Here is a 26,611-nt window from a genome sequence, read left to right as displayed (position 1 = left end):
CGGGTTCGCAATTTTGCGGTTGCGGGGAGAAACCCCCGGTGATAGTTTCCGCGCAAATAACAGGGGAGCTCCGTATTGCCGGGGCTGAGATGTGAGGCGCAAGCCTCTGGACCCTTCAAAGCTGATCTGGGTAATGCCAGCGGAGCGAGGTTCAGATGTTCTCAGGCGCACAAGTGTCACTCTATCCGATGTCCGGCAATTTCGTCGGCATCATTCTCGATGCCGTCAAGGCGCTAGATCCCTATCGCGACCGGCTGCGCATCGAGACCGATGACATCTCCACACTGCTGGTCGGCCCGCCTGACATTCTCTTCGCCGCCATGCACGATCTTTTCATCGCCGCCGCAAAGACCGGCGAGCATTGCGTGCTGTCCGCTGCCGTTTCACGCGGCTGCCCCGGCGAACCCGACGACGCCATCTGCGGCATCAACCCCTCCCTCGGCCAGGCGGAGCCGCTTGCCGAGCGCATAACAGCCGCACTTGCCGCCGTTGACATCACCGCCGAAACCGGACAGCCGACCGCTGCGCAATTCTCGCTCTACGTCATGGGAACTGGTACCCATATGGACGAGATCTATGGCTGCATCGACTTCCTGAAGCGCTCCGGCACCTTCGACCGTGCCAAGAATTTCTGCACCAGGCTCTCTGGCGATGCCGGCGCGGTCTTCACCACCATTCGTGAGGCCTTCTTTCGCTTCGGCGAACCCGAAGGGCATGTGACCCTCGACATCACGGTGTCGGCCAATACAGCGCCGCGCGTCTTTTCAGACGCGCAAAGGACGCTGTAACACTTTAAATTGCTGCATAATTTTATCCTTAAATCGATTCCGATTTAAGGAATTATGCGGTGCCCGACGAAAGCTTGAAATCGAACGCTGATGACACCGTCAAAACCATCGGATTCGCGACTTGCCGCGCTCCGCTCCGCTCTCTACCGGGGCATACCCGCCTTGCTCGCCGGCTGCGCCTTCTTGGCGGCATGGGAACTCTATGTCGATCTATCCGGCATCAAACCGTCCATCCTGCCGGCACCTTCGCGCATCGTCATCCAGGGCTGGCTGAACCGCGAGTCACTGATATCAAACACCTGGCCGACGCTCGGCGCGACACTCGGTGGTTTCGCCCTGTCGCTTGCCTTCGCCTTCGCCGCCTCGATCCTCATGGATTTCGTGCCTTTCATGCGCCGGGCATTGCTGCCGATCTTCATCGCCAGCCAGACCCTGCCGCTGGTGGCGATCGCCCCCCTCGTCGTCCTCTGGTTCGGCTTCGGCCTGTTGCCGAAGATCCTGCTGGTGGCGCTCGTCACCTTCTTCCCGCTGCTCGTCGCCTTGCTGCAGGGCTATGAATCGACCGATCGCGACATCGCCGAATTGCTGAATTCGATGAAGGCGAGCCGCTGGCGTATTTTCCGCCTGGCACGGCTTCCCTCCTCGCTGCCCTATTTCTTCGCCGGCCTGCGGATCTCGATCACCTATGCCGTCGTCGGCGCGATCTTTGCCGAATATGCCGGTGCCGCCCGCGGCCTCGGGATCTATATCCTCAACGCCAAGAACAACTTCCGCCCCGATCTCGTGCTCGCCGCCGTCGTCGTCAGCGCCGTGCTGACACTCTGCCTCTTCGGAGCGACGCTATTGATCCAGCGCCTCGTCATGCCCTGGCAACAATCCGGGGAGCTGCGCCGATGAGCGATGCAATGGTTGAACTGCACAACATCTCGAAGTCATTCGACGGCATGAAGGTGCTGGGCGATATTTCACTCGCTGTCGAAAGCGGCGAGTTCGTTTCGATCGTCGGCCCATCCGGCTCCGGAAAATCGACGGTACTGAGATTGCTGACACAGGCGCTTCGGCCCGATTCCGGCACCATGCTTTTCAAGGGCGCGCCGCTGGAACAGGCGCCGCATTCCTTCGCCTTCATGCCGCAGCGCGATGCGCTGATGCCCTGGCGCCGGATCATCGACAATGCCGCACTCGGTCTCGAGGTGCGCGGCATGAGCCGCCGCGCGGCCCGCGCCGCCGTCGCGCCTCTGTTCGAGCGCTTCGGCCTCGCAGGCTTCGAGCATCACTATCCCTCCGAACTGTCAGGCGGCATGCGCCAGCGCGCCGCGCTGCTGCGCACCGTCGTCCAGACCCAGGACATGTTGCTGCTCGACGAGCCTTTCGGCGCCCTCGACGCGCTGACGCGCACGCAGATCCAGGAATGGCTGCAGGGCATGTGGACCGAACACCGTTGGACGGCGCTGCTGATCACCCATGATGTTCGCGAGGCCGTGTTCCTTTCCGACCGGATCTACGTGCTCTCGGCCCGTCCGGCGCGTATTATCCGCGAATTCCGCGTTCCCCTGCCCCGTCCGAGAAGCATTGCCGATCTCGGCTCGCCGGCGGCCCAGGCGATCGAAACCGAAATCCTGCAAACCCTGCTTCATCCGCTAGAACAGGATGATTTTAGACCGGTCGGCCTAAAATCTGAATCCTGTTCTAAGTTAAAGAGTTAGAGCATGATGTCGTCCGAAAACCGCTCACACTTTTCGGCATCATGCTCTAGAGACCTGAGGAGGTCACCATGCTGCTTCTCACCCGTCGCCAGACGATCTTCGCCGCCATCGCGGCAAGCCTCGCCGGCCACCCCGCCTTCGCCCAATCGGCGCCCGCAAAGGTTCGCATCGCGCTCGACTGGACGCCCAACACCAACCATATCGGCATCTATGTCGCCAAGGCGAAGGGCTTTTATGCCGATGCCGGGCTCGATGTCGAGATTCTTCCCTTCACCGATACCAGCGCCGGAACGCTGGTGTCGAACGGCGTTGCCGATTTCGGCATCAGCAGCGAGATCGAGACCCTGACGCAGCGCGCTGGCGGCGGTGACGTGAAGATGGTCTACGGCGTCGTCCAGACGGAAACCGCACGCCTGATCTTCAAGGGCGGACGCGACGACATCAAGAGCCCGAAAGACCTCGACGGCAAGACCTATGGCGGCTTTGGCGGCACCTGGGAGAGCGCGCTGATCTCCGCGATGATCCGCAATGACGGCGGCAAAGGCGACGTCAAGACCGTCACCCTCGGCACCTCCGCTTACGAGGCGCTGGACAATGGCTCGATCGATTTCACGCTGGAGATCTACACCTGGGAAGGCATCGCTGCCGAACTGGAAAACCGGAAGATCGGCCGCTTCCACTATTCCGATTATGGCATTCCCGACGAGCAGACGACGGTCATCGTCTCCAGCGACGCCTATCTCTCCGCAAGCCGGGAACACGCCCGCGCCTTCATCCAGGCGACACGAAAGGGTTATACCTACTCCGTCGACCATCCCGACGAAGCCTGCGACCTGCTGATCTCTGGAAGCAACGGCGCACTGATGAATACGGAACTGGTAAAGGCTTCTCAGAAGGCATTGATCGAGGGGCACTTCCTGAAATCCGAAGCCGGTGTGATCGGTAAGCTCGACCCGGCAAAAGCCGAGGCCCTCGGCAGCTTCCTGATGGAGAACGGTATTCTGGTCGATGCGAATGGCGCCGCACTCAAGGAGAAGCCGGACTTTTCCACCTATTATACCAACGAACTTCTCGACTGAGCCCAACGCCTGCCTTGCCCGTCGCGGCTTTCCGCTGCAAAATCCTAGATACGGATTCAGATCTTAGGCCGGATCGGCTTAAGGTCCGAATCCGTATCTAAATCAAAGAAGTAGAGCATGATGTCGTCCGGAAACCACTCACACTTTTCGGCATCATGCTCTGGGCAAGGTGGGGAGGCAGGATGCGACTACAAGAGAGACTGGCCGGAGCGGACTTTCTGCGCGCGACGGCCTGTCTGCTGGTGCTCGCCCACCACTTCGCGCTGCGGCTGGATATGCGCAGAATCCCTGATGAACTCGGACCGACCGCAAACATCCTCCGCTTCGGCAATTTCGGCGTCGCCGTCTTCTTCGTCCTCAGCGGCTTCCTTCTTGCCCATCCCTTCTGGCGCGCGCTCGACGCGGGCAGCGACATGCCGAGCCTGCGGCATTATACGATCCGCAGGATGGCGCGCATCGCTCCGGGCTTCTGGTTCGCCGCCACCACCGGCTTCGCCCTCAGCCTGACGCTGCTTGCCCTGCCGCTGACGCCTGAGCTTGTGCTCCGCTACGTCTCCGGGCTGCTGTTCATGAGCCAGTGGCATTGGCGCACCTTGTTTCCTGTCGAAGCCGACGGGCCGCTCTGGTCCATTCCCTTCGAGGTCACCAGCTATGTGCTCCTGCCGGTCTGCTTTCTCCTGCTGTTTCGTTTGCCATTCCTCAGGCAGCGCCCATTGCTTACCCGCTTCGCTTGGCTTTGTGTCATCACGGGCGTACTCCTCGCCCATGTGCTGATCCTGACCCTCTTTCCGCTCGACGACATCGAACGCGGCTGGCAGTACGGCCTGCAGGGCGGGGCGAAGGAATGGATGCCGAGATATAACCCGATCGGCTTCTTCGCCGTCTTCGCGCTCGGCGCGCTTGCCGCCGGCGTCGAGGTCATGCTGCCAAGAAGGCGCTCCTCCTGGTTCGATGCCGCAGCGCTCCTCGGCCTCGCCATTGCCGCCTACCGCCTCGTCATATCACCCGGCGGCTCTGCCGAAGCTTACGGCTGGCTCGAAATCCCCTACGGTTTTCCGGTCTTTCCGCTGGCGGTCGCAACGGCGCTCGTTTCGCTCAGCCATTCGCAACACCTGGGCAGGCTGCTCGACAACGCTCCTGTCCGCTATATCGCAAAGATCTCCTTCGGCATCTATATTTGGCAGGAGATCATTCTGATATTGATCCAGAGGCTCGACCCGGGTTCGTTCGGCGTTTCCTCGGAAAATGTCGTTACCGGCTGGCTGCAGTCTTGCGGATTGGCGGCAGCGCTCATCCTTCTGGTCGCAACCCTCAGCTACTTCCTGCTGGAAAAACCGGCGATCGATTTCGGCAACCGGCTGACATCTCGTCAACCCAATCGGGCTACTCCTTTCAAAGTATAAATTTCCCGTAAGCGCAACTACAGGCGTTAAGGTTAACGCGGAATACTCCCATTTTTGGCATCTTTAGGGTTATCAAATTCTTATTTATACCGATGACAAACGATACGTGACCATGTATTTGTCTCCATGTTGTTCAGTATCGCATCTAAACTTGTGGACCTTGCGTAATGAATGCTTTTACTTCGAAGACGAATCCACGCTTCGATCCGTCTCAGCGTCAGGACAAAACCAAGACCCTGGTTATAGCGAACTCCAACGTTCGCCAGCCGGATAGCTTTTCCCTTATCGAAAGAAAGATGGCTGTGCGGCTCAGCGTGAAGCGGTTGATCGACATCGTCGCCTCACTCAGCGCCCTCATCGTGCTGGCGCCGCTTTTTCTGGCAATCGCTCTTTTCATCAAACTCGACGATGGCGGTCCGGTGTTTTTCCGGCAGATCCGCTGGGGGCTGAACGGCCGGAAGATCACGGTCTTCAAGTTCCGGTCGATGCGCGCAGAAGCTTGCGATCCCAGCGGCATTCAACAGACCGTCAAGGGCGACAGCCGGGTGACAGGCGTCGGCGCGCTGCTGCGCAAGACCAATATCGACGAGCTGCCGCAGCTTTTCAACGTTCTCAGGGGTGAGATGTCGTTGGTCGGCCCGCGCTGCCACGCCATCAATATGCGGGCAGCCGGCCGGCTCTACGAGGAATTGGTGCCGGACTACCACCACCGCCACATCATGCGCCCCGGCATCACCGGCCTTGCGCAGACGCGCGGCTGGCGCGGCCCGACGGCGCGGCCGCTGGCAGCCCGCGCTCGCATCGCCTGCGATATCTATTATGTCAGGAATTTCAGCCTGCTGCTCGACGTGAAGATCCTGTTCAAGACGGTCGTCATCGAGCTGCGCGGCGGCACCGGTTTCTGAGACGATCCGGCATCACTGCCAGAGGTAGGCGACCCCTGCAGCGTCACGCGTCTTTTCAGACGCGCAAAGGTCGCATTAGCCCTTTGAATTGCTGCGGCCGCGTCTTAATTTCAACTCGGCCGATAGCGCTGTTTTCCGTACATCGACAGATAAAGGCAGAAACAAAAAAGCGGCCATCGCGGCCGCTTTTCATGGATCTTACCGATTGTAATCAATCCTGTTGAACGACGCCGCGCAGGTGCGTCAGTTCCATGATGAAGTGTTCGAGCTTCGACTTGTGCTCGTGCAGCTCGGCATGTTCGAGTTCCTTACGGGCGGCCTCGATGCGGCGCGTCAGTTCGTCCTTGTGGAGTTCCTCGACCGGAACTGCGGATTCGGCGAGCAATGTGCAGCCGGTCGGCAGGATATCGGCAAAACCGCCGAACACGACGTAGTCCTGCTTCTTGCCGGAGGCAGAACGCACGCTCACGACACCCGGCTTGATCGTCGTCATCGTCGGCGCATGGTTTGCCATGACCGTCATCTCGCCTTCAGTCGCGGGGATGACGACCTCGGTCACCATCTCCGACAGCAGCAGACGCTCCGGCGAAACGAGCTCAAAGTTGAAATTGTCAGCCATCAGTGACTTACCTTCTCGGCTATGGCTTTCGCATCTTGCAATTTAGTCCCGCAGAACGGGCAGTGCATTATCGCTTGGTCGAGATAACCGAGACCTTCCTCGCTCTGGACCAGCCCCACCACCATCATCAGCACGCCATTATCGGCGCGATAGACGGTCGGCGCTGCCGGTTCCGGAAGATCCGCCACGACCCCTTTCAGGGAGTCGCAGCAGAATATCTCGTCTAGCGCATCGCTCATTAAGCAGCTGCGAGCTTCTTGGCCTTTTCGACCGCTTCTTCCATCGAGCCGACCATGTAGAAGGCAGCTTCCGGCAGGTGATCGTATTCGCCGTTGACGAGGCCCTTGAAGCCCTTGATCGTGTCTTCGAGAGCAACCAGCTTGCCCGGCGAGCCGGTGAAGACTTCGGCGACGAAGAACGGCTGCGACAGGAAGCGCTCTATCTTGCGGGCGCGGGCGACAGCAATCTTGTCCTCTTCGGACAGTTCGTCCATGCCAAGGATCGCGATGATGTCCTGCAGGGCCTTGTAGCGCTGCAGCGTCGACTGGACCTTACGGGCGACGTCGTAATGTTCTTCACCGACGACCAGCGGATCGAGCATGCGCGACGTGGAGTCGAGCGGATCGACCGCCGGGTAGATGCCCTTTTCAGCGATCGAGCGCGACAGAACCGTCGTTGCGTCAAGGTGAGCGAACGAGGTTGCCGGCGCCGGGTCGGTCAAGTCGTCGGCCGGAACGTAGATGGCCTGAACCGAGGTGATCGAGCCGGTCGTCGTCGTGGTGATGCGCTCCTGCATCTGGCCCATGTCGGTTGCGAGCGTCGGTTGATAGCCGACGGCCGACGGGATGCGGCCGAGCAGAGCCGACACTTCGGAACCTGCCTGCGTGAAGCGGAAGATGTTGTCGACGAAGAACAGAACGTCCTGGCCCTGGTCGCGGAAGTGTTCGGCGACCGTCAGGCCGGTCAGAGCAACGCGGGCGCGGGCGCCCGGCGGTTCGTTCATCTGACCGTAAACCAGCGCCGCCTTCGAGCCCTCGCCGCCGCCATGCTTGTTGACGTTCGATTCGATCATTTCATGGTAGAGGTCGTTGCCTTCGCGGGTGCGTTCACCGACGCCTGCGAAAACCGAATAACCACCATGCGCCTTGGCGACGTTGTTGATCAATTCCATGATCAGAACGGTCTTGCCGACGCCGGCGCCGCCGAAGAGGCCGATCTTGCCGCCGCGCGCATAGGGAGCCAGAAGATCGACGACCTTGATGCCGGTCACCAGAATCTGCGATTCCGTCGACTGCTCGACATAGGACGGCGCCTCTTGGTGGATGGAGCGCTTGTGAGCGGTGACCAGCGGACCGGCTTCGTCGACCGGCTCACCGATGACGTTCATGATGCGGCCGAGCGTCTCGTTGCCGACCGGAACCATGATCGGAGCGCCGGTATCGGCGACTTCCTGGCCGCGAACGAGACCTTCGCTCGAGTCCATCGCGATGGTACGGACGACGTTTTCGCCAAGGTGCTGCGCAACTTCGAGAACCAGGCGGTTGCCGTTGTTGCTGGTTTCCAGCGCGTTCAGGATCTTCGGCAGTTCGCCTTCGAATGCAACGTCGACGACGGCGCCGATAACCTGGGTGACTCTGCCGACAGAGCCGATCTTGGGGGTAGCTGCCTCAGCCATTTTCTGACCCTCTTTTCCTAGCCTCAGAGCGCTTCCGCGCCCGAAATGATTTCAATGAGTTCCTTGGTGATCTGCGCCTGACGCTGGCGGTTGTAGCTCAGCGTCAGCTTGTTGATCATCTCACCGGCATTACGCGTCGCATTGTCCATAGCGCTCATCTTTGCGCCCATCTCGCCCGCGACGTTCTCAAGGAGCGCGCGAAAGATCTGGACGGAGATGTTGCGCGGGATCAGATCTTCGAGGATCGATGCCGGATCCGGCTCGTATTCGTAGACGGCGCCTGCATGTGCAGCATCTTCGGCCTGCACAGCTCCCGTTGAAGCCGGGATGAGCTGCTGCGCCGTCGGAATCTGGCTGATCACCGACTTGAACTCGGAATAGAACAGCGTGCAGACGTCGAACTCGCCGGCAGCATACATCTCGATGATGCGCTTGCCGATCTGGTCCGCATTCTCGAAGCCGACGCGCTTGACGTCGCGCAATTCCTTGCGCTCGATGATCAGCGACGCAAATTCGCGGCGAAGGATGTCGTGCCCCTTCTTGCCGACGGTGAAGATCTTCACCGTCTTGCCTTCGGCAAGCAGCTTGCGGACATGTTCGCGTGCAAAGCGTGCGATCTGCGAGTTGAAACCGCCGCAAAGACCACGTTCGGCCGTGCAGACCACCAGCAGATGGACCTTGTCCTGGCCGGTGCCGGTCATCAGCGTCGGGGCGCCGTCGGCATCGGTGACGGCCTTGGCGATGTTCGCCAGAACCGCACCCATGCGCTGCGAATAAGGCCGGGCGGCCTCGGCCGCCTCCTGCGCACGCCGAAGCTTCGCCGCGGCGACCATTTTCATCGCCTTGGTGATCTTCTGCGTCGCCTTGACGGAGGCGATCCGGTTTTTCAGATCCTTAAGTGAAGGCATCCGTGATCCGTCCTAACTTAGGGCCTGATTACGAGAAAGACTTTGCGAAGCTATCGAGAGCAGCGTTGAGCTTGCCCTTGGTATCGTCGCTGATTGCCTTTTCCGTGCGGATCGCGTCGAGGATGGCGGAGCCTTCCGAACGCAGATAGGAGAGGAAGCCCTGCTCGAACTTGCCGACAGAAGCGACCGGCAGCTTGTCGAGATAGCCGTTGACGCCTGCAAAGATCACGGCGACCTGCTCTTCCGTCTTCAGCGGCGAGAACTGCGGCTGCTTCAGGAGTTCGGTCAAGCGTGCACCACGGTTCAGCAGGCGCTGCGTCGCAGCGTCGAGGTCCGAACCGAACTGAGCGAAGGCGGCCATTTCGCGATACTGGGCAAGTTCGCCCTTGATCGAGCCGGCAACCTGCTTCATCGCCTTGATCTGCGCCGACGAACCGACGCGGGAAACCGACAGACCGACGTTCACGGCCGGGCGGATACCCTGGTAGAACAGATCGGTTTCAAGGAAGATCTGGCCGTCGGTGATCGAGATCACGTTGGTCGGGATGAAGGCCGACACGTCGTTGCCCTGCGTTTCGATGACCGGCAGAGCGGTCAGCGAACCGGCACCCTTGTCGTCGTTCATCTTCGCAGCGCGCTCGAGCAGGCGCGAGTGCAAGTAGAAAACGTCGCCCGGATAGGCTTCGCGGCCCGGCGGGCGGCGCAGCAGCAGCGACATCTGGCGGTAGGAGACGGCCTGCTTGGACAGGTCGTCGTAACCGATCAGCGCATGCATGCCGTTGTCACGGAAATATTCGCCCATGGCGCAGCCGGCAAACGGTGCCAGGAACTGCATCGGCGCCGGATCGGAAGCGGTGGCGGCAACGATGATCGAATACTTCAGTGCGCCGCGCTCTTCGAGCACCTTGACGAACTGGGCGACGGTTGAACGCTTCTGGCCGACGGCGACGTAGACGCAGTAAAGCTTTTCGCCTTCCGGACCGTTGTCGTGAATGGCCTTCTGGTTGAGGAAGGCATCGAGAAGGATCGCGGTCTTGCCGGTCTGGCGGTCGCCGATGACCAGCTCGCGCTGGCCGCGGCCGACCGGGATCAGCGCGTCGATGGCCTTGAGGCCGGTCGACATCGGCTCATGGACCGACTTGCGCGGAATGATGCCGGGAGCCTTGACGTCGACGCGCGAACGGCGCGTCGCGTTGATCGGGCCCTTGCCGTCGATCGGATTGCCGAGCGCGTCGACGACGCGGCCAAGCAGTTCCGGACCAACCGGAACGTCAACGATGGCGCCGGTCCGCTTGACGGTGTCGCCTTCCTTGATGTCGCGGTCGGAGCCGAAGATGACGACGCCGACATTGTCGGATTCGAGGTTCAGAGCCATGCCGCGGATGCCGCCCGGGAACTCGACCATTTCACCGGCCTGGACATTGTCCAGACCGTAGACACGAGCGATACCGTCACCGACGGAGAGAACCTGGCCGACTTCCGAGACTTCTGCCTCTTTGCCGAAATTTTTAATCTGGTCTTTGAGAATTGCGGAAATTTCCGCGGCGCGGATATCCATCAGCCAACCTCTTTCAATGCGAGCTTAAGGGTAGAGAGTTTGGTACGAAGAGACGTATCAATCTGACGGGACCCGACCTTCACGATCAGACCACCAAGAATTGACGGATCAACCGTGACGGCAATCGTCACGTCTTTGCCGGTAACGCTCTTGAGTGCCACCTTCAATTCGGTTTCCTGCGCTTGCGAAAGCGCATGCGCCGAGGTGACCTCGGCGGAGATTTCACCGCGATGGTTCGCGGCGATGATGCGGAAGGCCTTGATCATGCCCGGCAGGGCGAACAGGCGGCGGTTGCGCGCCACGACCTTCAGGAAATTGGCGAAGAAACCGCTGATACCGGCCTTCTCGCTAATGGCGACGATCGCCTTCAGCTGGTCTTCAGCGGAAAAAACCGGGCTTGCGACAAAGCGCTTCAGATCGGCGCTCTCATCCAGCATCGCCTGGAAATGATCAAGATCGGCGGTGACGCTGTCGACGGCGCCCTGCTCGAGCGCCAGTTCGAAAAGCGACGAGGCATAGCGTTCGGCAACACCAGAAGTAAGCTGGGACGTGTCTGCCACTGGCACAAATTTCCCTGATTTCAACCCAAAATCCGGCTCTCGGCGGGCGCCGAACCTATGATCTTGAATTCGTTTTGATTTCCCCCAGAAATCACAAGAGAAGCCTCTTGCTTCTTCCGAAATTCGGGGTCCGTCTAACATAGGATGTTCGGACTCGCAACACGCGTAATGCCCGAATACGCCTTTCGCATGAATTTCTGTCTGCAAAATCGCGCAATGGCCTGAAAGCAGGCCGAACAAGCCGTCTGCCGGCAGCGAGAGTCACGTCTGGATGAAGCCGAAAACGTAGAGCAGCGGTAGCGCGGCCAAAGCGATCTGCACAACCAGGAGTAAATAGTTGACGAGATTACTCCCCTTATCGGACAGGATCGAGACGATCCGGGCAAAGGCCGCCATCGCGAAGGAGGCGCCGAGCGCCATATAGATCGTGGTCTGGGCGAGCATGATCGCCGACAGGCCGAAGCCGAGATAGAAACCACCCATCGAGCGTCCCTCTCCATATCCTTCCGGCCGCCCCTCCTGCGCCTGCAAACCGAGAAGACGGAAAGTATGGCCCGGCGCGAACATCATGATGAAGCCGGCAAGCGCCGTGAAAGCCGCGGAGCAAAAGGCAAGCTGCTCGCCAAGCTCGGTCGGAAAGTAAAACTCCATGCATCAGCCCCAAATCACCTGGATGAATCAGTGTTTTATGGCATGGGCCGAAAAAGGAGGAAATGGCGACTTCACTTGATTTAGAGAAAACTCTGCGGATCGATATCCAGTTGCACCTGCACCGATCCGCGCTCCTTGGGCGATTGCGACAGCATCGCCCGCAGGAACCCCTGCATGTCCGAGTTCCGCCGCCCATGCACCAAAAGACGGAAGCGATGGCGGCCGCGCACCAGCGCAAGCGGCGCTTCGGCCGGACCGAGCACCGAGATGCCTGACACCTGCGGTGCGGCGTTGCGCATGCCGCGCGCATGGTTTTCGGCGTCGTGGCGGGTTTCGGCAGAAACGATGATCGACGCCAGCCTGCCGAAGGGCGGCAATAGGGCGCGTTCGCGTTCGGTGATCTCGCGCTCGTAGAAGGCGTCGGAATCGCCGGAGACAATTGCCTGCATGACAGGATGCTGCGGCTGGTAGGTCTGCAGCAGCCCATGGCTCTTGAGGCCGGTGCGCCCGGCCCGGCCGGTCACCTGCGACAAAAGCTGGAAGGTGCGCTCGGCCGCGCGCGGGTCGCCATTGGCAAGGCCGAGATCGGCATCGACGATGCCGACCAGCGTCATCAGCGGAAAATTGTGGCCCTTTGCCACAAGCTGGGTGCCGATAACGATATCGGCCTCGCCCTTGGCGATCGCTTCCAGCTCCAGCCGCAGCCGCTTCACCCCGCCCATGATATCGGAAGAGAGAACGATCGTTCGCGCCTCCGGGAAATGCCGTTCCACCTCCTCGGCGATGCGCTCGACGCCTGGCCCGCAGGCGACGAGATGGTCGAGCGTGCCGCATTCCGGGCATGCCTCCGGCGTGCGCTCGGCATGGCCGCATTGATGGCATTGCAGCTGCTTGCGGAAACGATGCTCCACCAGCCAGCTCGAACATTGCGGGCATTGGAACCGGTGGCCGCAGACCCGGCAGAGCGTCAGCGGCGCATAACCGCGCCGGTTGAGAAACAGCAGCGCCTGTTCGCGCTTCTCCACCGTCTTGCCGATCGCCCGGATCAGCACAGGCGACAGGAAGCCGCCCCGCTCCGGCGCATGCCTGCGCATATCGACCAGATGCAGGTCCGGCATCGCCGCATCGCCGAAACGCGTCGGCAGGTGGACGGTGCTGTAGCGTCCGCTCTGGCCGTTGACCTGGCTTTCGACCGACGGCGTCGCCGACACCAGAATAACGGAAAAATCACCGATGCGGCCGCGCACGACGGCCATGTCGCGAGCATTGTAGAACACGCGATCCTCCTGCTTGTAGGCGGGATCGTGTTCCTCGTCGACGATGATCAGGCCGAGATCCTCGAAGGGCAGGAAGAGCGCCGAGCGAGCGCCGGCCACCACCCGCACTTCGCCGGTCACCGCCTGGCGCCAGACCTTTTCGCGCATGCGCGGCGCAAGATCGGAATGCCATTCGGCCGGCTTTGCCCCGAAGCGGTCCTGGAAACGCTCCATGAAACTGGCCGTCAGCGCGATCTCCGGCAGCAGGATCAGCACCTGCTTGCCGCGTTTCAGCGTCTCGGCAATCGCCTCGAAATAGACCTCCGTCTTGCCGGAGCCGGTTACCCCGTCGATCAGCGACACCGAAAATTCGCCCTTGCGGACATCGGAAACGATCTCTTCGGCCGCCTGCTTCTGCGGCCCTTCGAGACGTGCTGCGGCAAAATCCGGATCCGGCATCGCGACAACCGGCGGCGGCGGCAGGAATACAGTCTCGAAGATGCCGAGCGTGATCAGCCCGTCTACGACACTCGTCGAGACACCCGCCGCATGCGCAAGGCCGCTGCGTGTCCAGGAAAAGCCGTCGGAGGCCGTATCGAGCACCCGGGCGCGCGCCGGCGTCATCCGCTCCGGTTCGCCGCCGACGAGCTTCAGCCCCTCCACCATCGGTTCCGGCTCGAAGGCGTTCGGCGCCCGGAGCGCCATGCGCGCGACGAGGCCGGGCGGCGAGAGCGTATAGGTCGCCACCCAATCGATGAAGTCCCGCATCTCCCTGGAAAGCGGCGGGCAGTCGAAGACATGGCTGATCGGCCGAAGCTTCTTCGGATCGACGCCGTCTTCGCCGCCGTCCCAGACGACGCCGATCACCTGCCGCGGGCCAAGCGGCACCTGCACGACCGAACCGGGCTCGACCGCCATGCCATCCGGCACCGAATAGGAATAGGGTTTCGGCGCCGGCATCGGCACCAGCACGGGAACCGTTCGGTTCGCGGGCGGTGCCTCGAAAAGCGCGCCAAAGAGATCGGACGAATCTGTGCTCATCGCGCGAGACCATGCCCGCAAATCGATGGAATTGGAACCGCAAAGACGGAGCGACGCGTTCCGGGTCGTCGCGACGATTTAAACCGTGAAGCTCAGAAACTGCGCTTCACCTGGCAAGGCGGTCGCCACTGCCGGAAGTGGCTTCATTTGTCTCGGCAGCGCGCTGCCGCAGGCGCAGGATCGCCGATGCCTCACGCGGATTGGGCGGCAGGACCGCGTTCTTCAAGGCGATCGAATAGGCGTGTTTCGGATTTTCCAGCACGTCCCTGGCATCGCCGCTTTCCACCACCACGCCCTTGCGCATGATCACCACACGGTCGGAAATGTAATAGGCCGTCGCAAGGTCATGGGTGATGTAGACGATCGAGACGTTGAGAGCATCACGCAGATCGCGGAAGAGATTGACGATCGACATGCGAAGCGATGCGTCGACCATCGAGACCGGCTCGTCCGCCACGATCAGCTTCGGCTCGGGTATCAGCGCACGGGCGACCGCGATGCGCTGCAATTGGCCGCCTGAAAGCTCGTGCGAGAAGCGGCCCTTTATCTCCGCCATCGACAGGCCGACGCGTTGGAGGGCAAAGTCGGCAAGCGCCTCTTTCTCGGCGCGGCTATTTGCTCCTTTGAAGCGATGGGCGGTGGCCAGCAGATACTCGTCGATCCGGGTCAGCGGATTGAAGGCCTCGAACGGATTTTGGAAGACCGGCTGGACCTTGGCCATGAAAGCCTCGCGATCCCTGCGGGACCGGACCGCCTTCACATCCGTGCCGTCGAAATGAATACTGCCCCGATCGGCCTTTTCGCTGCCGAGGATCATCTTCGCCAGCGTCGATTTTCCGGAGCCGGATTCGCCGACGATCGTGAATATCTCGGGCTTGTCGGCGCTGAGCGCGAAGCTGACATCGTCGACCGCCTTCATCTTTTCGCGCGAGAAGAAACCGCCGATCGGAAAGAGCTTGGTCACATGGTCGAGTTCGAGGAGATTGCTGCTCATTGGATCTGGTACTCCCCGGCACGGAAGCATGCGACCCGCCCTCCCGTCGCGCTCGGCAGCATGGCCGGCACTTCACGTGCGCATTTGTCGATCGCGATCGGACAGCGCGGATGGAAACGGCATCCCGAAGGCGGATCCGAAAGTGCCGGCGGCTTGCCCTTAAGGCTCTTTCGCGTCGAGACATCACCGATGCGTGGCAGGCTGCCGATCAGGTGAACGGTATAGGGATGCTGGGGATTGTCGAAGATCGCCTGCGTCGGCCCCTCCTCCGCCAGCCGTCCCGCATACATGATGGCCAACCGGTCGGTGATGGCGGCATGCACGGACATGTCGTGGGTCACGAAGATGACCGAGGACTGCAAGCGGGCCTGCACTTCCTTGATCAGCGCCAACACGTCCTGCTGCACGAGCACGTCGAGCGCCGTCGTCGGCTCGTCGGCGATGATGAATTCCGGCTCGCAGACAGTGGCGAGAGCAATGGTCAGGCGCTGGCGCATGCCGCCTGAAAGCTGATGCGGAAAGGCCTCGAGCACATGAGGATCGAGATGCAGCCTGGCAAGATGCGCCTCGACGCGCGCGCGGAAGGCGGCGGGATCGAGGTTCATATGGCGGGAGGCGAAATCGGTGAAGGCGTGTTTGACCCTTCTGACCGGGTTCAGCACGTTCATCGAGCCCTGCATAATGTAGGAAAGGTGACGCCAGCGTGCCGCCTTCATCTTCGCCGGTTCGCCATAGACATCGATCGGCCCGTCGGCAAAATTGAATTTCACCGTCCCGCCGACGACGCGCATCGGCGGGCGGATGGCGCCGGCCAGCGTCTTGATCAACGATGTCTTGCCGCTCGAGGATTCGCCGGCAATGCCGTAGATCTCGTTCTTGCGGATGGTCAGGCTGATATCGTCGACTGCGCGGATTTCCCGCCGCACACCGAAATAATCGTTGACGTAATAGCATTTCAGCCCGTCGATCGTCAGTGCGTCCATGGCGTTTTCAGCAAGGGTCAAAGGCTGCGTCCTCATCAGGTTCTGCATCTCCTCAAGCTCCCATGCGGGCGAGCCGCGAACGCGGGTCGATATATTCGTTGACCGACATGGCCAGCATGAACAGGCCGAGGAACAGGATGACGACGAAGAGCATCGGAAAGGCGACCCACCACCATATGCCCGATACCATCGCGGAATGCGCATTGGCCCAGTAGATCATGCCGCCGATCGTCGGCCGGTTGATGTCGGAAAATCCGAGCACCGAGAGCGTCACCTCGAGACCGATCGCCCAGATCATGTTGTTCATCGTCGTGAAGAAGACGATCGGCATGACATAGGGCAGGTGTTCGCGGATGAGGATCTGCGGTGTGCGCATGCCCGAGAAGACCGCGTGCCGGGTGAATTCCCGCTGACGCAGAGACAGGGCGACGGAACGGATCAGGCGGCTGTCGTGCGTCCATCCGAGCAATGCTGCGGTGATCGCCAGCATGAACCACGTCATCTGGTCGCGGAGCACGAAGACCAGAAGCAGCAGGATCGGAATGTTCGGCAGTGCGCCGAGCGTATCGTTGACCGCCATGATGATCTGGTCGGTTCGCCCACCGATATAGCCGGAGATCAGCCCGACGGCGATGGCGATGATGCGGCTGACGAAGGCGACGATGATGCCGAAGAACAGCGTGTTGCGCATCGAGGCGGCGATCTGCCAGAAAACCTCCTGGCCGCGCGAGGTGGTGCCGAGCCAGAATTCGGCCGAAGGCGGCATGTCGGGCGCGACGACATAGATGGCATTCTCGTCATAGGGCGAGAAGAACGACGCCACGATCAGCGCCAGGATGATAGAGATCAGGACGGTTCCGAGCAGGAACTCCTTGTTGTAGCGCAGCAGGTCTCTGAGGACTTTGAACATCACGGATTACCCCAGTTTCACGCGCGGATCGATCAGCGGATAGATGATGTCGATCACGAAGACCGCGGCGGCAACCGCGATGATGGCGATGGTGGTGACACCGAGCACGAGGCTGTAGTCGCCGGAATAGATGCCGGAGATCAGAAGCTTGCCGATCCCCGGATAATTGAAGACGAATTCGACGATGACGGCGCCGCCGAAGACGTTGCCGAGACTGAGTGCCAGGCCGGTGACTTGCGGCAGCATGGCGTTGCGCGCCACATATTGCGAAAAGATGCTGCGCGAGCGCACGCCGCCAAGTTCGGCATAGACGACGTGGTCGTCGGTGACGATGTTGGAAACCAGCGAGCGCATCGAGATGAACCAGCCGCCGATGCCGACGAGCACGAGGGTCAGGGCCGGCAGGATGCCGTGTTCGATCACCGAGCTGATGAAGGCCCAGTTGAAGGCCGGCGCGAGATTGACCTGGGCGCCGTCGCTGATTGGCAGGATCGGCCAGATGAAACCGAAGAGGATCACCAGGCTGAGACCGATGATGTAGGTCGGGATCGGCTGCAGCGCCATGATGACGATGCCGGCAACCTTCAGCAGCTTGCTGCTGCGGAAATAGCCGGCAAGCGCGCCGAGAAAATTCCCGATGATCCAGGAAATGATCGTTGCAAGCGTCAGAAGCCCGACGGTCCAGGGCAGTGCACGGCCGATAACGGTCATCACGGGGGTCGGGAAAGAGGAAAGCGACGGGCCGAAATCGCCGGTCAGGACGCGGCCCCAGAAGGTGAAATACTGCTCCAGCAGCGGTCCGCCGGTACCGTAGAGCTCGCGCAGCGATTCGCGAAGGATTTCGACGGCCTGTGGATCGGTGGAGCCGAAGCTCGTCAACAGCGATACGGTCTGCTCGATCGGATCGACCGGCGAAAAATGCGCGATCAGGAAGGCCAGCGTGATGCCGGTGAAGACCACGAAGAGAAATTGCAGAAAGCGTTTTGCCGCATAGATCAGAAAGCCGTTCATGACATCGACCCTTCAATAGCAGAAAGGAAACAGCCGGCGGCCGGCTGTTTCCTTTGTTGTGCCTCGATCAAGGCTTCGGCGCATCCGGATTGGCCTTCAGCCCGACCACCATGTAGCGGATGTTCGACCAGTTCGGACCCGAGGCCGAATAGGGGTTGTCCGCGCTCGGATAGTTGGTCCAATAGGTCGTATCGAGCGGCGCGAACTTGTTGTAGGCCATCAGCGGGATCATCGGCATTTCCTCGACGGCAAGCTTCAGGAAGTCCTGGCCGAGCTTGGCGACATCCGGCGAATCGAAGGCGATCGATCGGTTCTTCTCGATCAGCTGGTCGAGACGCGGATCCTGCCAGCGTTGAAGATTGCGCGGCGGCTGGATCTGCCCGACCGGCTTGATGAACTCCGAATGATAGCTGTCGAGGAAGAAGGAGAGGTCGGGATGACCGCCCCAAGTCTCGATGCTCCAGTAGATGGCGGTCTCGAAATCGCCGGTGCCGAGGCGTTGGCCATTGGTCGGGCCGGCGACATCGACCTTGGTGGCGATGCCGGCTTGCGTCCATTGCTGGGCGATCACCGTGCCGGCGCGGGCAAGCGTCGGGATGGCATCGCCTTCCACCTGCAGCCGGATCGTAAAGGGCGTGCCGTCAGGCTTCACCCACTGGCGGCCGCTTTTCTTGAAGCCTGCCTTCTGCAGCAGCTCGGTTGCAGCCTGAACGTCCTTCTTCCACCAGCCGAAGCCGAATGTGCGCTGCAGCTTGGCCGGATCGGTCGGGATCTGATCGGCCCATTGACTACGCACCATATTGGCGATCTGCGCCGAGATGTTCGGATCGTAGGGCTTGATCTTGCGAGACCCGGTGTCGAGCTCGAAATTCGTCAGCCAGTCCTGCATCGGTGCGTAATAATCGTCGGGGGCAGAACCCGTCGGCGGCGTGGCAAGGGCGGCGATATTGGCCGCGCCTCGGTAGGAACCGAGCGCCACTTCGCGGATATCGATCAGCAACGCGAGAGCCCAGCGCACGTCCTTGTTGTCGAAGGGCGCCTTCTTCGTATTGAAGAGAACGGAAGGCAGCGTCGGGTCCGGATGCGCGAAAGGAAAGCCCTTTAGCCAGGAGGCCGTGCTCTTGCTGTCGCGCATGATCGAGAACATGCCCTCGGGCGCCATGTCGTTGATGACGTCGAGATTGTGGTTGCGCTGTTCGATGACGCGCGCTTCTGGATTGCCGGCGGCCCGATAGACGACGTATTTGACCTCGGGCGGTTGTGCCGCAGCCAGGCCGATCGACGTGCGCTGCCAGTCGTCACGCAGCTTCCAGATCGTCCAGTTGCCGCCCTTGTCATAGCTCTGCAGCTGGTAGGGCCCGAGCGAAACCGGCGGATTATTATTGAACGACAGCGGATCTGCGGCCTTCTCGAAGACGTGCTTCGGCATGATCCAGGCGGCATTCCAGCGCACCGTGAAAAGCGTGTGGAAGCGCGAGTTCGGCTTTTTCAGATGAAAGACGACGGTCTGCGGATCCGGATTTTCCATGCTCGCGACATTGACGGTGAAGGGCGCGCTCCAGGCCATGCCGGGATGGTCGATCTGCGTCTGCACGGTATAGACCACGTCGTCGCTGGTGAATTCGACGCCGTCGCTCCAGAAGATGCCCTTGCGCAATTTCACCGTCATCTCGGTGAAATCGGCATTGTAGCTCGGCGGTTCGCTGGCCAGCGCATTCTGCCAGGCATCCTTGCCGCCCTCGGGATTGATGAACCACAGCGTATCGGTGGTCAGCTGCTGCAGGCCGTTGAGGTTTGCCGCCGCCCCGCCGCCCGGAGCCCAGACGTTGAACCAGTCGGCATTCTGCTGCGGCGTGCCCTGAATGATCAGCGTTTCGTTGCGCGGTATGCCGGCAATGAAATCCTGCGCAGATGCCGGAAGGGCCATGAGAGACAATAAGGCAATGGCTGCATATTTACGGAACTTCATCGGATGTTCCTCCTCCTCAACTCGCCACGGCGAGCGCTTCCCGTAATCAATTGACGATAGCGTCCAGCGAACCCTGCCTGCACATGCCGCAGGGACACATGCACTCCTCGGCGGTGGGCGAACTCACGCCATAGTTATCGACAATTTTTTGAGAAACGGCAACTGATAATTTTGCCGGCCATAAAAAATAGCGCATTTTCAGGTGTTTTTGCCGCGTGGCGACGATCTGCTTTTTTATATTATTGACAAAGTGAGCATTTCGCTTAGCTTTTGCGGCGAGCGCGGCGCCCCTCCCAAGAGGCCGCACTTCATCACCAGACAGGTCGCCTGCTTTCGGGAGGAGGCTTTGGCATGACCGTTCAAGAGGACACCAGGATGAGCAGCCCCTATGACGTGACAATCTCCGTTCACGCCAACCGGCCGACCGGCAAATACGAACCCTTGTGGAACTGGTTCGGATACGACGAGCCGAACTACACTTACTCCCCGCATGGCAGGAAGCTGCTCAAGGAACTGACAGAACTCAGCCCCGAGCCACCCCGCATCCGCGCGCACAATCTTCTGACCAGCGGCGATGGCCTGCCTGCCCTCAAATGGGGTTCGACCAATGCCTATACCGAGGATGCGAACGGCAATCCGGTCTATGATTGGACGGTCATCGACAAGATCTTCGACACCTATGTCGAAGCCGGCAACATTCCGCTCATCCAGATCGGCTTCACGCCCGAAGCGCTCTCCGATTTCGACGGTCCCTATCGCCACCAATGGGAGCCGGCCGACAAATACGCAACGATCACCACCGGCTGGACGGCCCCGCCAAACGACCTGAAGAAATGGGGCGACCTGATCGAAGCATGGGCGCGCCATCTGGCCGAAAGATATGGCAAGGACGTCGTTTCAAGCTGGCCGTGGGAAGTCTGGAACGAGCCGGACGGTCACTACTGGACCGGCACCATCCCGCAGTTCTGCGAAATGTATGACGTCAGCGCCAAGGCCTTGAAACGCGCGCTTCCGAATGCCCGCGTCGGCGGGCCGCACACCTGCGGCGCCTTTGCCAACGAAAAAGCCCAGACCTTTCTGCGCGCCTTCCTCAAGCACGTGGTCGACAACAAGTCGCCGATCGATTTCCTCGCCTTCCACGCCAAGGGCAATCCTGTGATCTACGAGGGTCATGTGCGGATGGGCCTGCACAAGCAGCTCCGCGACATCGAGACGAACCTTGCCATCATCAATGAGTTTCCGGAACTCCGGCACCTGCCCGTGGTGATCGGCGAATCCGATCCGGAAGGCTGTGCAGCCTGCTCCGCACGCGTTCATCCCCAGAACGGCTATCGCAACGGCCCGCTCTACGGCGTCTATGTCGTCGAGAGCATGATCCGCACTTATGAGCTTGCAAGACGCGCCAACATCCACATCGAAGGCGCGGTGACCTGGGCCTTTCTCTTCGACGACCAGCCCTATTTCGACGGCTTCCGCGATCTTGCTACTAACGGCGTCGACAAGGCTGTTCTCAACGGCTTCCGCATGCTCGGCAAACTCGGCGGCGAATGGCTGGAATCGGAAAGCGATTATCGCCGCGACATCGAAGATATCATGAGCCATGGCGTTCGCGGCAAGCCCGATGTCAACGTCGTGGCAACCCGCGACGACAAGGGTGTTTCCATTCTCGTCTGGCACTACCACGACGATGATGAAGCCGGGCCGTCCGCCAATATCACGGTCAATCTCGACGGCTGGGGCGACAAGTCCGCCTCGCTCAAGCATTTCAGGATGGACGAGGAGCATTCCAACGCCTTCGGCGTCTGGAAAGCGATGGGCAAGCCGCAGAATCCGGCCGGCGAAGACTATGCCAGACTGGAAGCCTCGGGAAAGCTCGCCGAGATCGACGGTGAGACGTCGGTCAAGGTTGATGACGGCAAGATCGCCCTCAAGGTCTCCCTACCGCGTCAAGGCGTGTCTCTCCTGCGCCTCGATTGGTGAGCCGGTAGGCGAAGGGAGCGCAATCGAAAGTTTGCGCTCCCTTTCAAACGACCCGGTCAATTCTCGCTGACATAGGCAAGATAACGTTTCTTGCTCGGCTGCAAATGGTCGACGCAGAGCTGGGCCAGAACCCAGTTATCCCCACCACGCAGCATCTCGATCATCAGCCGGTGGTGCTCATGCGAGATGCGCAGCGACTCCTTGCTCGACATTGAATTGGCGCGAACCGGCAGGCTGAGCCGCATATAGAGCTCGATCGATTGCACCAGATGGGCATTGCCGCAGGCGCCGAAGAGCGTCAGGTGGAACTTGTCATTGGCCTCGTGCACTCCCCTGAGATAGCCGGATTCGATGTGCCGGCCATGCTCCTCGTGCAGCGCCAGCAGTTCCTCGATCAATGCCTCGGGTGCCGGCAGCTTTATCCACAGCGCCGCCTGCCGTTGCAGCAACTCACGCACATCGTAGATTTCCTGAACCTGGCGAGCAGTCAGCGAACGGACTGTCGCCCCCTTGTTGCGCTCCCGAACGACGATGCCCATCGTCTCGAGTTGCACGATCGCCTGCCGGGCGAAATGGCGCGTGACATGAAAGCGGGCAAGGAGCGTGTCTTCGGTCAGGCGGGTTCCGGGCGCAAGCCGCCCGAAAATAATGTCTTCCTCCAGCGCGCGGGCAATACTTAGATCATCATGCTCGATGCCGTCTTCGCGGCTTTCGTTGAGCGTCTGCAATGTCATCTCCTCTGACGGCGGCGGGCCATGTTACAGTGGATTGCGTCCCGGGTCGAACCGGCTCAGGCGATAGATATCCTCGACAAGCGCAAGCGTCTTGATGTTATCGCCCGGCGATGTCTCCATCGCGACCTTTCCATCGAGGCTGTCAAGGAAATGCGCAATGGTCGCGTCATAGGCGCCCTGGTAGGTCTCGTCAGGATCGAAGCTTTCCCGGCGCTGCTGCGCACCCTCGGCCGAGAGCAGATTGCCGTTAAGTTCGAGCGTGCCGCGCGCCCCGAAGATGCGGAGGTGATCGCGCGGCGCCGGCGGCGCGCCATGCACGGCGAGATTGGCATTGATGGTGACGAGAACGCCGTCGCTAAGCCGGCGCAGGACGACGCTTGCGACATCCTCCGCGACGATATCGCGATTGCTCCTCTCAAGCCGCGCGCTGACCACCTCCATCTCGCCCAGAAGATATCTCAGCGTATCGAGATGATGGATCATGACCTCCATGACCAGCAGCCGCTCCTGCGTCCGGAAGAACGGCTGGCGTATCAGCGCCGGCCTTCTTCCCTCCGAATCCGCGATCATGCCGCTGGACAGGAATTCGAACTGCACATGGCGGATCTCGCCGGCGAGTCCCTCGTCGAGCCACGCCTTCAGCCGTCGATAATAGGCGCGAAACCGCCAGTTCTCGTGGATCATCAGCCTGCCCCTGCCGGAAAGGCTTGCCAGCAGGTCGACCGCCTCGCCGTAGGAGGGTGCGAGCGGCTTCTGGCAGATGATGTTGAGCCCTTTTGCCGCCGCCAGCCGGACCAGTTCGACATGGAATTCCCGCGGCGCGCAGATATCAACGGCATCGAGCTGCTCGGCATCCAGCATCGCCTGCACGCTCGTATAGTTGCGCGCGATATCGAAGGCGGCAAGCCGGGCTTCGATGGCGCTTGGCGACGGGTCGGCAATCGCCACGACCTCGGCTCTTTCCGATTGCCGCATCCATGCAGGCAGATGGTAGGCACTGACCCAGCCGGCACCGACAATGCCGATACGCCGTCGTTCCGTTCCCATCATTACGCTTCCTCTGTATTCAATCCCATTTTATCAATAATCTATCCCGCTTCTTCGCAAAAGCCAATCATTTGATTGCCGAACGAAAGCGCCAATTTCGGAGATTACCATTGTATTTTATGGTGATCGCCGAAGAAATCCAAAAATACGATACAGTGGAGCCATCTTATTTATTGACAATCATCCGTATCCCTCTACCCTGACGTCACGGCCATGGATCAATTTGGCGAGGGAGGAACAGGTTTGTCGAACGGTCTTCGCCGCAAGCTGACGAGTTATGGCGATCAGGGATTCTCCCTTTTCCTGCGCAAAGCATTCATCAAGGCCATGGGTTATTCGGACGATGCGCTCGACCGTCCGATCGTCGGCATCGCCAATACCTACAGCGATTTCAATCCCTGTCACGGCAATGTGCCGCAACTCATCGAGGCAACCAAGCGCGGCGTGATGCTGGCGGGTGCGATGCCCATGGTGTTTCCGACGATCTCGATCCACGAGAGCTTTGCCTCGCCGACCTCGATGTATCTGCGCAATCTGATGGCGATGGAAACGGAAGAGATGATCCGCGCCCAGCCGATGGATGCCGTCGTCCTGATCGGCGGCTGCGACAAGACCCTGCCGGCCCAGATCATGGCGGCCGCCAGCAGCGAGATACCGGCGATCTTCCTGCCGACCGGCCCGATGGCCGTCGGCCACCACAAGGGCGAACGGCTTGGCGCCTGCACGGATTGTCGCCGTTTCTGGGGACGCTTCCGCGCCGGAGAGATCGACGAGGCCGAGATCGCCGAGGTCAACAACAAGCTGGCCAGCTCGATCGGCACCTGCACGGTGATGGGCACGGCGAGCACCATGGCGAACCTGACCGAAGTCATGGGTCTCTGCCTCCCTCGCGCCGGTTCGGCGCCCGCCGTCGAATCCGAACGGGTCCGCCTCGCCGAGGAGACGGGGCGTGTGGCCGCGCGTCTCGCCATGGATGAGGCTGCCCCAACCGTGCGCGATATTCTGACGCCGCAGGCAATCCGCAACGGTCTCGTCGCGCTGCAGGCAATGGGCGGGTCGACCAATGCCGTCGTCCATCTTGCCGCAATCACCGGCCGCCTCGGCCTACGCCTCGACATGGCCGAACTCGACCGGCTGGGCCGGAGCATTCCCCTGCTCGTCGACCTGCAGCCCTCCGGCCAGCATTATATGGAGCAGTTCCACGAGGCGGGCGGCGTCCCGGCTCTGTTGAAGGCGGTGCGCCATGAAATCGACGGCAACGCTCCGACGGTCTACGGCAGAACGATCGGCGAGATCATCGACGATGTCGTTGACGAGCCGGGCCAGACCATCATCCGCACCGTCGAGAAACCGCTAAAGCCGATCGGGACGATCGCCGTCCTGCACGGCAATCTTGCGCCGCGCGGCGCCGTCATCAAACAATCCGCTGCCTCCAAGGATCTGCTGCAGCATATCGGCCGCGCCGTCGTCTTCGATTCCGTCGAGGATATGACGCTGCGCATCGACAGCGACGATCTCGACGTCCATGCCGATAACGTTCTGGTTCTGCGCAATGCCGGACCAAAGGGTGCGCCCGGCATGCCGGAAGCCGGCTATCTACCCATCCCCCGCAAGCTCGCGCGGCAGGGTGTGAAGGACATGGTGCGGATTTCCGATGCCCGCATGAGCGGCACGGCCTTCGGCACGATCATTCTCCATATCGCGCCTGAGGCTGCCGATGGAGGCCCGCTGGCGATCGTACGCACCGGCGATCGCATTCGCCTCGACGTCGAGGGCCGGCGTATCGATCTCGATATCGACCAGGCGGAATTCGATCGCCGCATGCTTGATGTCGTCAACCGGCCTTCCCCGGCCCCGTCGCGCGGCTATGCGAAGCTCTATCAGGAGCGCGTGCTCCAGGCCGACGAAGGCGCCGACTTCGACTTCCTGCAAAGCGAGGAGCTCGACGCGCGATGAGCGCCGCTGATATGGAGGCACCGCTTTGCCTGCCCCGTCGGTCGCTGACGCGGCTGCCGCGTGCGGCACTGCCGCAAGGCACGGTCGATACGCATTTCCACGTCTTTCGCGCCGGCGCTCCGCTCAACACCCCACGCAGCTACACGCCTGACATCGCGACGATTTCCGACTGGATCGAATTCTCCGGCAGCCTTGGCATCGCCAAGGGCGTATTGGTGCAGCCAAGCGTCTATGGCCTCGACAACAGGGTGCTGCTCGAGGCGCTTGCCGCCTATCCAGATCGTCTGCGTGGCATCGTCGTCATCGATCCCGAAACCACAGAGACCGAGATAGAGCGGCTTGACCGGCTCGGCGTGCGCGGCGTGCGGATCAATACGCGCAACAAGGGCGGCCTCCCGCTCGCCGCCGCCAGGACATTGGCGCAAAGCATTGCCCCTCTCGGCTGGTCGCTGCAGTTGCAGATCAATCCCGAACAACTTCCCGATATTGCGGCAACGCTGTCCGGCATCCGCCTGCCCATCGTCATCGACCATCTCGGCTTCATTCCGCTTGCCAGAGAGACGAGATCATTGCATGTCGATGCGCTGAAAAGACTGATGGACAGAGCCGAGGCCTACGTCAAAGTAACCGCGCCCTATCGTCTGACGAAGGATGTGAATTACGACGGTTTCACCGAGGTCGGCAGCGCCCTTGCCGCCGGCCATGCGGAAAGGCTGCTCTGGGGCAGCGATTGGCCGCACACCGAATTGTGGGACGGCATGCCCGATGACGCTGAGCTGGTAGAGACCATGCAGGCCGCCATCGGCGAACCCGCGATTGCTGAAAAAATTTTTGTTCGAAATGCCGAAGCGCTGTTCTTCGGCCGCTGAATTGGAGAG

General features: G+C 60.9%; 24 protein-coding genes and 1 riboswitch. Of the genes, 9 read left to right on the top strand and 15 right to left on the bottom strand.

The genetic code is table 11. From position 1 onward, the window contains the following. Window positions 1–51 precede the first annotated feature (51 nt). Window positions 52–165, top strand: a riboswitch (TPP riboswitch). From FFM53_RS15015 to FFM53_RS14990, 6 genes are all read left to right on the top strand, one after another. Continuing rightward, on the top strand, window positions 156–788 hold the full coding sequence (locus FFM53_RS15015) for a YkoF family thiamine/hydroxymethylpyrimidine-binding protein (protein WP_138389522.1): 633 nt from the start codon (window positions 156–158) through the stop codon (window positions 786–788). It overlaps the preceding riboswitch by 10 nt. 90 nt (window positions 789–878) lie before the next feature. Continuing rightward, window positions 879–1,685 (top strand): ABC transporter permease, encoded by an 807-nt coding sequence (locus FFM53_RS15010; RefSeq protein WP_138331745.1) that lies wholly within the window; start codon window positions 879–881, stop codon window positions 1,683–1,685. Next, window positions 1,682–2,494: an ABC transporter ATP-binding protein gene (locus FFM53_RS15005; RefSeq protein ID WP_138331746.1), complete on the top strand. Its 813-nt coding sequence runs from the start codon at window positions 1,682–1,684 to the stop codon at window positions 2,492–2,494. The genes FFM53_RS15010 and FFM53_RS15005 overlap by 4 nt, the downstream gene beginning before the upstream one ends. Before the next feature lie 68 nt (window positions 2,495–2,562). Continuing rightward, the gene (locus FFM53_RS15000; RefSeq protein WP_138331747.1) at window positions 2,563–3,573 is read left to right on the top strand and encodes an ABC transporter substrate-binding protein; all 1,011 of its coding nucleotides are present in this window, start codon (window positions 2,563–2,565) and stop codon (window positions 3,571–3,573) included. A 182-nt stretch (window positions 3,574–3,755) separates the two neighbouring features. Next, the gene (locus FFM53_RS14995) at window positions 3,756–4,976 is read left to right on the top strand and encodes an acyltransferase family protein (protein ID WP_138389521.1); all 1,221 of its coding nucleotides are present in this window, start codon (window positions 3,756–3,758) and stop codon (window positions 4,974–4,976) included. A gap of 167 nt (window positions 4,977–5,143) precedes the next feature. Next, complete coding sequence (locus FFM53_RS14990; RefSeq protein ID WP_138331749.1) at window positions 5,144–5,881, top strand: sugar transferase; 738 nt, start codon at window positions 5,144–5,146, stop codon at window positions 5,879–5,881. A 211-nt stretch (window positions 5,882–6,092) separates the two neighbouring features. Here the strand turns inward: FFM53_RS14990 and FFM53_RS14985 are convergent, their stop codons facing one another. The 13 genes from FFM53_RS14985 to FFM53_RS14925 all read right to left on the bottom strand — a co-directional run bounded on the left by FFM53_RS14985 (window position 6,093) and on the right by FFM53_RS14925 (window position 20,016). Then, the gene (locus FFM53_RS14985) at window positions 6,093–6,500 is read right to left on the bottom strand and encodes a F0F1 ATP synthase subunit epsilon (RefSeq protein WP_012759246.1); all 408 of its coding nucleotides are present in this window, start codon (window positions 6,498–6,500) and stop codon (window positions 6,093–6,095) included. Further along, window positions 6,500–6,739: a hypothetical protein gene (locus FFM53_RS14980; RefSeq protein WP_003543462.1), complete on the bottom strand. Its 240-nt coding sequence runs from the start codon at window positions 6,737–6,739 to the stop codon at window positions 6,500–6,502. The genes FFM53_RS14985 and FFM53_RS14980 overlap by 1 nt, the downstream gene beginning before the upstream one ends. Further along, on the bottom strand, window positions 6,739–8,175 hold the full coding sequence (gene atpD, locus FFM53_RS14975) for a F0F1 ATP synthase subunit beta (protein ID WP_017995355.1): 1,437 nt from the start codon (window positions 8,173–8,175) through the stop codon (window positions 6,739–6,741). The genes FFM53_RS14980 and atpD overlap by 1 nt, the downstream gene beginning before the upstream one ends. Before the next feature lie 23 nt (window positions 8,176–8,198). Continuing rightward, complete coding sequence (locus FFM53_RS14970; RefSeq protein WP_097618016.1) at window positions 8,199–9,083, bottom strand: F0F1 ATP synthase subunit gamma; 885 nt, start codon at window positions 9,081–9,083, stop codon at window positions 8,199–8,201. A gap of 28 nt (window positions 9,084–9,111) precedes the next feature. After that, entirely contained in the window at window positions 9,112–10,641 is a 1,530-nt protein-coding gene (gene atpA, locus FFM53_RS14965; RefSeq protein WP_012759250.1) for a F0F1 ATP synthase subunit alpha, read from the bottom strand. Then, entirely contained in the window at window positions 10,641–11,207 is a 567-nt protein-coding gene (locus FFM53_RS14960) for a F0F1 ATP synthase subunit delta (RefSeq protein WP_012759251.1), read from the bottom strand. Before FFM53_RS14960 ends, atpA begins: the two co-directional genes overlap by 1 nt. Window positions 11,208–11,462: 255 nt before the next feature. Further along, window positions 11,463–11,852, bottom strand: coding sequence for an AGROH133_08824 family phage infection protein (locus tag FFM53_RS14955; protein ID WP_138389520.1), 390 nt, complete (start codon window positions 11,850–11,852; stop codon window positions 11,463–11,465). A gap of 80 nt (window positions 11,853–11,932) precedes the next feature. Further along, a complete protein-coding gene (locus tag FFM53_RS14950) occupies window positions 11,933–14,149 on the bottom strand; it encodes a primosomal protein N' (RefSeq protein ID WP_138389519.1) in 2,217 nt (738 codons plus the stop codon). Between the two features lie 106 nt (window positions 14,150–14,255). Next, on the bottom strand, window positions 14,256–15,143 hold the full coding sequence (locus FFM53_RS14945) for an ABC transporter ATP-binding protein (protein ID WP_138389518.1): 888 nt from the start codon (window positions 15,141–15,143) through the stop codon (window positions 14,256–14,258). Further along, window positions 15,140–16,174: an ABC transporter ATP-binding protein gene (locus FFM53_RS14940; protein WP_138389517.1), complete on the bottom strand. Its 1,035-nt coding sequence runs from the start codon at window positions 16,172–16,174 to the stop codon at window positions 15,140–15,142. Before FFM53_RS14940 ends, FFM53_RS14945 begins: the two co-directional genes overlap by 4 nt. Window positions 16,175–16,178: 4 nt before the next feature. Continuing rightward, window positions 16,179–17,036, bottom strand: coding sequence for an ABC transporter permease (locus tag FFM53_RS14935; RefSeq protein WP_138389581.1), 858 nt, complete (start codon window positions 17,034–17,036; stop codon window positions 16,179–16,181). Between the two features lie 6 nt (window positions 17,037–17,042). Continuing rightward, complete coding sequence (locus FFM53_RS14930) at window positions 17,043–18,047, bottom strand: ABC transporter permease (protein WP_003543481.1); 1,005 nt, start codon at window positions 18,045–18,047, stop codon at window positions 17,043–17,045. Window positions 18,048–18,114: 67 nt separating this feature from the next. Continuing rightward, entirely contained in the window at window positions 18,115–20,016 is a 1,902-nt protein-coding gene (locus FFM53_RS14925) for an ABC transporter substrate-binding protein (protein ID WP_138389516.1), read from the bottom strand. Window positions 20,017–20,367: 351 nt separating this feature from the next. Here FFM53_RS14925 and FFM53_RS14920 point away from each other — a divergent pair, with 351 nt between their 5' ends. After that, window positions 20,368–21,996 carry a GH39 family glycosyl hydrolase gene (locus FFM53_RS14920; RefSeq protein WP_138389515.1) on the top strand — a complete coding sequence of 543 codons (1,629 nt, stop codon included), beginning with the start codon at window positions 20,368–20,370 and terminating at the stop codon, window positions 21,994–21,996. Between the two features lie 56 nt (window positions 21,997–22,052). Here FFM53_RS14920 and FFM53_RS14915 read toward each other — a convergent pair whose 3' ends face one another. Both FFM53_RS14915 and FFM53_RS14910 read right to left on the bottom strand, forming a co-directional pair. Next, on the bottom strand, window positions 22,053–22,724 hold the full coding sequence (locus tag FFM53_RS14915; RefSeq protein WP_017962371.1) for a GntR family transcriptional regulator: 672 nt from the start codon (window positions 22,722–22,724) through the stop codon (window positions 22,053–22,055). Window positions 22,725–22,754: 30 nt separating this feature from the next. After that, window positions 22,755–23,780, bottom strand: coding sequence for a Gfo/Idh/MocA family protein (locus FFM53_RS14910; RefSeq protein ID WP_138389514.1), 1,026 nt, complete (start codon window positions 23,778–23,780; stop codon window positions 22,755–22,757). A gap of 240 nt (window positions 23,781–24,020) precedes the next feature. Between FFM53_RS14910 and FFM53_RS14905 the strand changes: the two genes are divergently transcribed. Continuing rightward, a complete protein-coding gene (locus FFM53_RS14905) occupies window positions 24,021–25,733 on the top strand; it encodes an IlvD/Edd family dehydratase (RefSeq protein WP_138389513.1) in 1,713 nt (570 codons plus the stop codon). Beyond that, window positions 25,730–26,602, top strand: coding sequence for an amidohydrolase family protein (locus tag FFM53_RS14900; protein WP_138389512.1), 873 nt, complete (start codon window positions 25,730–25,732; stop codon window positions 26,600–26,602). Before FFM53_RS14905 ends, FFM53_RS14900 begins: the two co-directional genes overlap by 4 nt. Window positions 26,603–26,611 lie beyond the last annotated feature (9 nt).

This window comes from Rhizobium indicum (genome assembly GCF_005862305.2).
GTDB classification, from domain to species: domain Bacteria; phylum Pseudomonadota; class Alphaproteobacteria; order Rhizobiales; family Rhizobiaceae; genus Rhizobium; species Rhizobium indicum.
Note: the sequence above shows the minus strand (reverse complement) of the source record. Positions and strands in the feature narration are given on the sequence as shown.

Bases quoted from the DNA above. Each gene is read 5' to 3' on its own strand.
- FFM53_RS14970 (WP_097618016.1), bottom strand. From the start codon at position 9,083: ATGCCTTCACTTAAGGATCTGAAAAACCGGATCGCCTCCGTCAAGGCG.
- FFM53_RS14985 (WP_012759246.1), bottom strand. From the start codon at position 6,500: ATGGCTGACAATTTCAACTTTGAGCTCGTTTCGCCGGAGCGTCTGCTG.
- atpD (WP_017995355.1), bottom strand. From the start codon at position 8,175: ATGGCTGAGGCAGCTACCCCCAAGATCGGCTCTGTCGGCAGAGTCACC.
- FFM53_RS15010 (WP_138331745.1), top strand. From the start codon at position 879: ATGACACCGTCAAAACCATCGGATTCGCGACTTGCCGCGCTCCGCTCC.
- FFM53_RS14935 (WP_138389581.1), bottom strand. From the start codon at position 17,036: ATGTTCAAAGTCCTCAGAGACCTGCTGCGCTACAACAAGGAGTTCCTG.
- FFM53_RS14955 (WP_138389520.1), bottom strand. From the start codon at position 11,852: ATGGAGTTTTACTTTCCGACCGAGCTTGGCGAGCAGCTTGCCTTTTGC.
- FFM53_RS15005 (WP_138331746.1), top strand. From the start codon at position 1,682: ATGAGCGATGCAATGGTTGAACTGCACAACATCTCGAAGTCATTCGAC.
- atpA (WP_012759250.1), bottom strand. From the start codon at position 10,641: ATGGATATCCGCGCCGCGGAAATTTCCGCAATTCTCAAAGACCAGATT.
- FFM53_RS14940 (WP_138389517.1), bottom strand. From the start codon at position 16,174: ATGCAGAACCTGATGAGGACGCAGCCTTTGACCCTTGCTGAAAACGCC.
- FFM53_RS15000 (WP_138331747.1), top strand. From the start codon at position 2,563: ATGCTGCTTCTCACCCGTCGCCAGACGATCTTCGCCGCCATCGCGGCA.
- FFM53_RS14925 (WP_138389516.1), bottom strand. From the start codon at position 20,016: ATGAAGTTCCGTAAATATGCAGCCATTGCCTTATTGTCTCTCATGGCC.
- FFM53_RS14950 (WP_138389519.1), bottom strand. From the start codon at position 14,149: ATGAGCACAGATTCGTCCGATCTCTTTGGCGCGCTTTTCGAGGCACCG.
- FFM53_RS14900 (WP_138389512.1), top strand. From the start codon at position 25,730: ATGAGCGCCGCTGATATGGAGGCACCGCTTTGCCTGCCCCGTCGGTCG.
- FFM53_RS14980 (WP_003543462.1), bottom strand. From the start codon at position 6,739: ATGAGCGATGCGCTAGACGAGATATTCTGCTGCGACTCCCTGAAAGGG.
- FFM53_RS14945 (WP_138389518.1), bottom strand. From the start codon at position 15,143: ATGAGCAGCAATCTCCTCGAACTCGACCATGTGACCAAGCTCTTTCCG.
- FFM53_RS14920 (WP_138389515.1), top strand. From the start codon at position 20,368: ATGACCGTTCAAGAGGACACCAGGATGAGCAGCCCCTATGACGTGACA.
- FFM53_RS14930 (WP_003543481.1), bottom strand. From the start codon at position 18,047: ATGAACGGCTTTCTGATCTATGCGGCAAAACGCTTTCTGCAATTTCTC.
- FFM53_RS14990 (WP_138331749.1), top strand. From the start codon at position 5,144: ATGAATGCTTTTACTTCGAAGACGAATCCACGCTTCGATCCGTCTCAG.
- FFM53_RS14995 (WP_138389521.1), top strand. From the start codon at position 3,756: ATGCGACTACAAGAGAGACTGGCCGGAGCGGACTTTCTGCGCGCGACG.
- FFM53_RS15015 (WP_138389522.1), top strand. From the start codon at position 156: ATGTTCTCAGGCGCACAAGTGTCACTCTATCCGATGTCCGGCAATTTC.
- FFM53_RS14910 (WP_138389514.1), bottom strand. From the start codon at position 23,780: ATGATGGGAACGGAACGACGGCGTATCGGCATTGTCGGTGCCGGCTGG.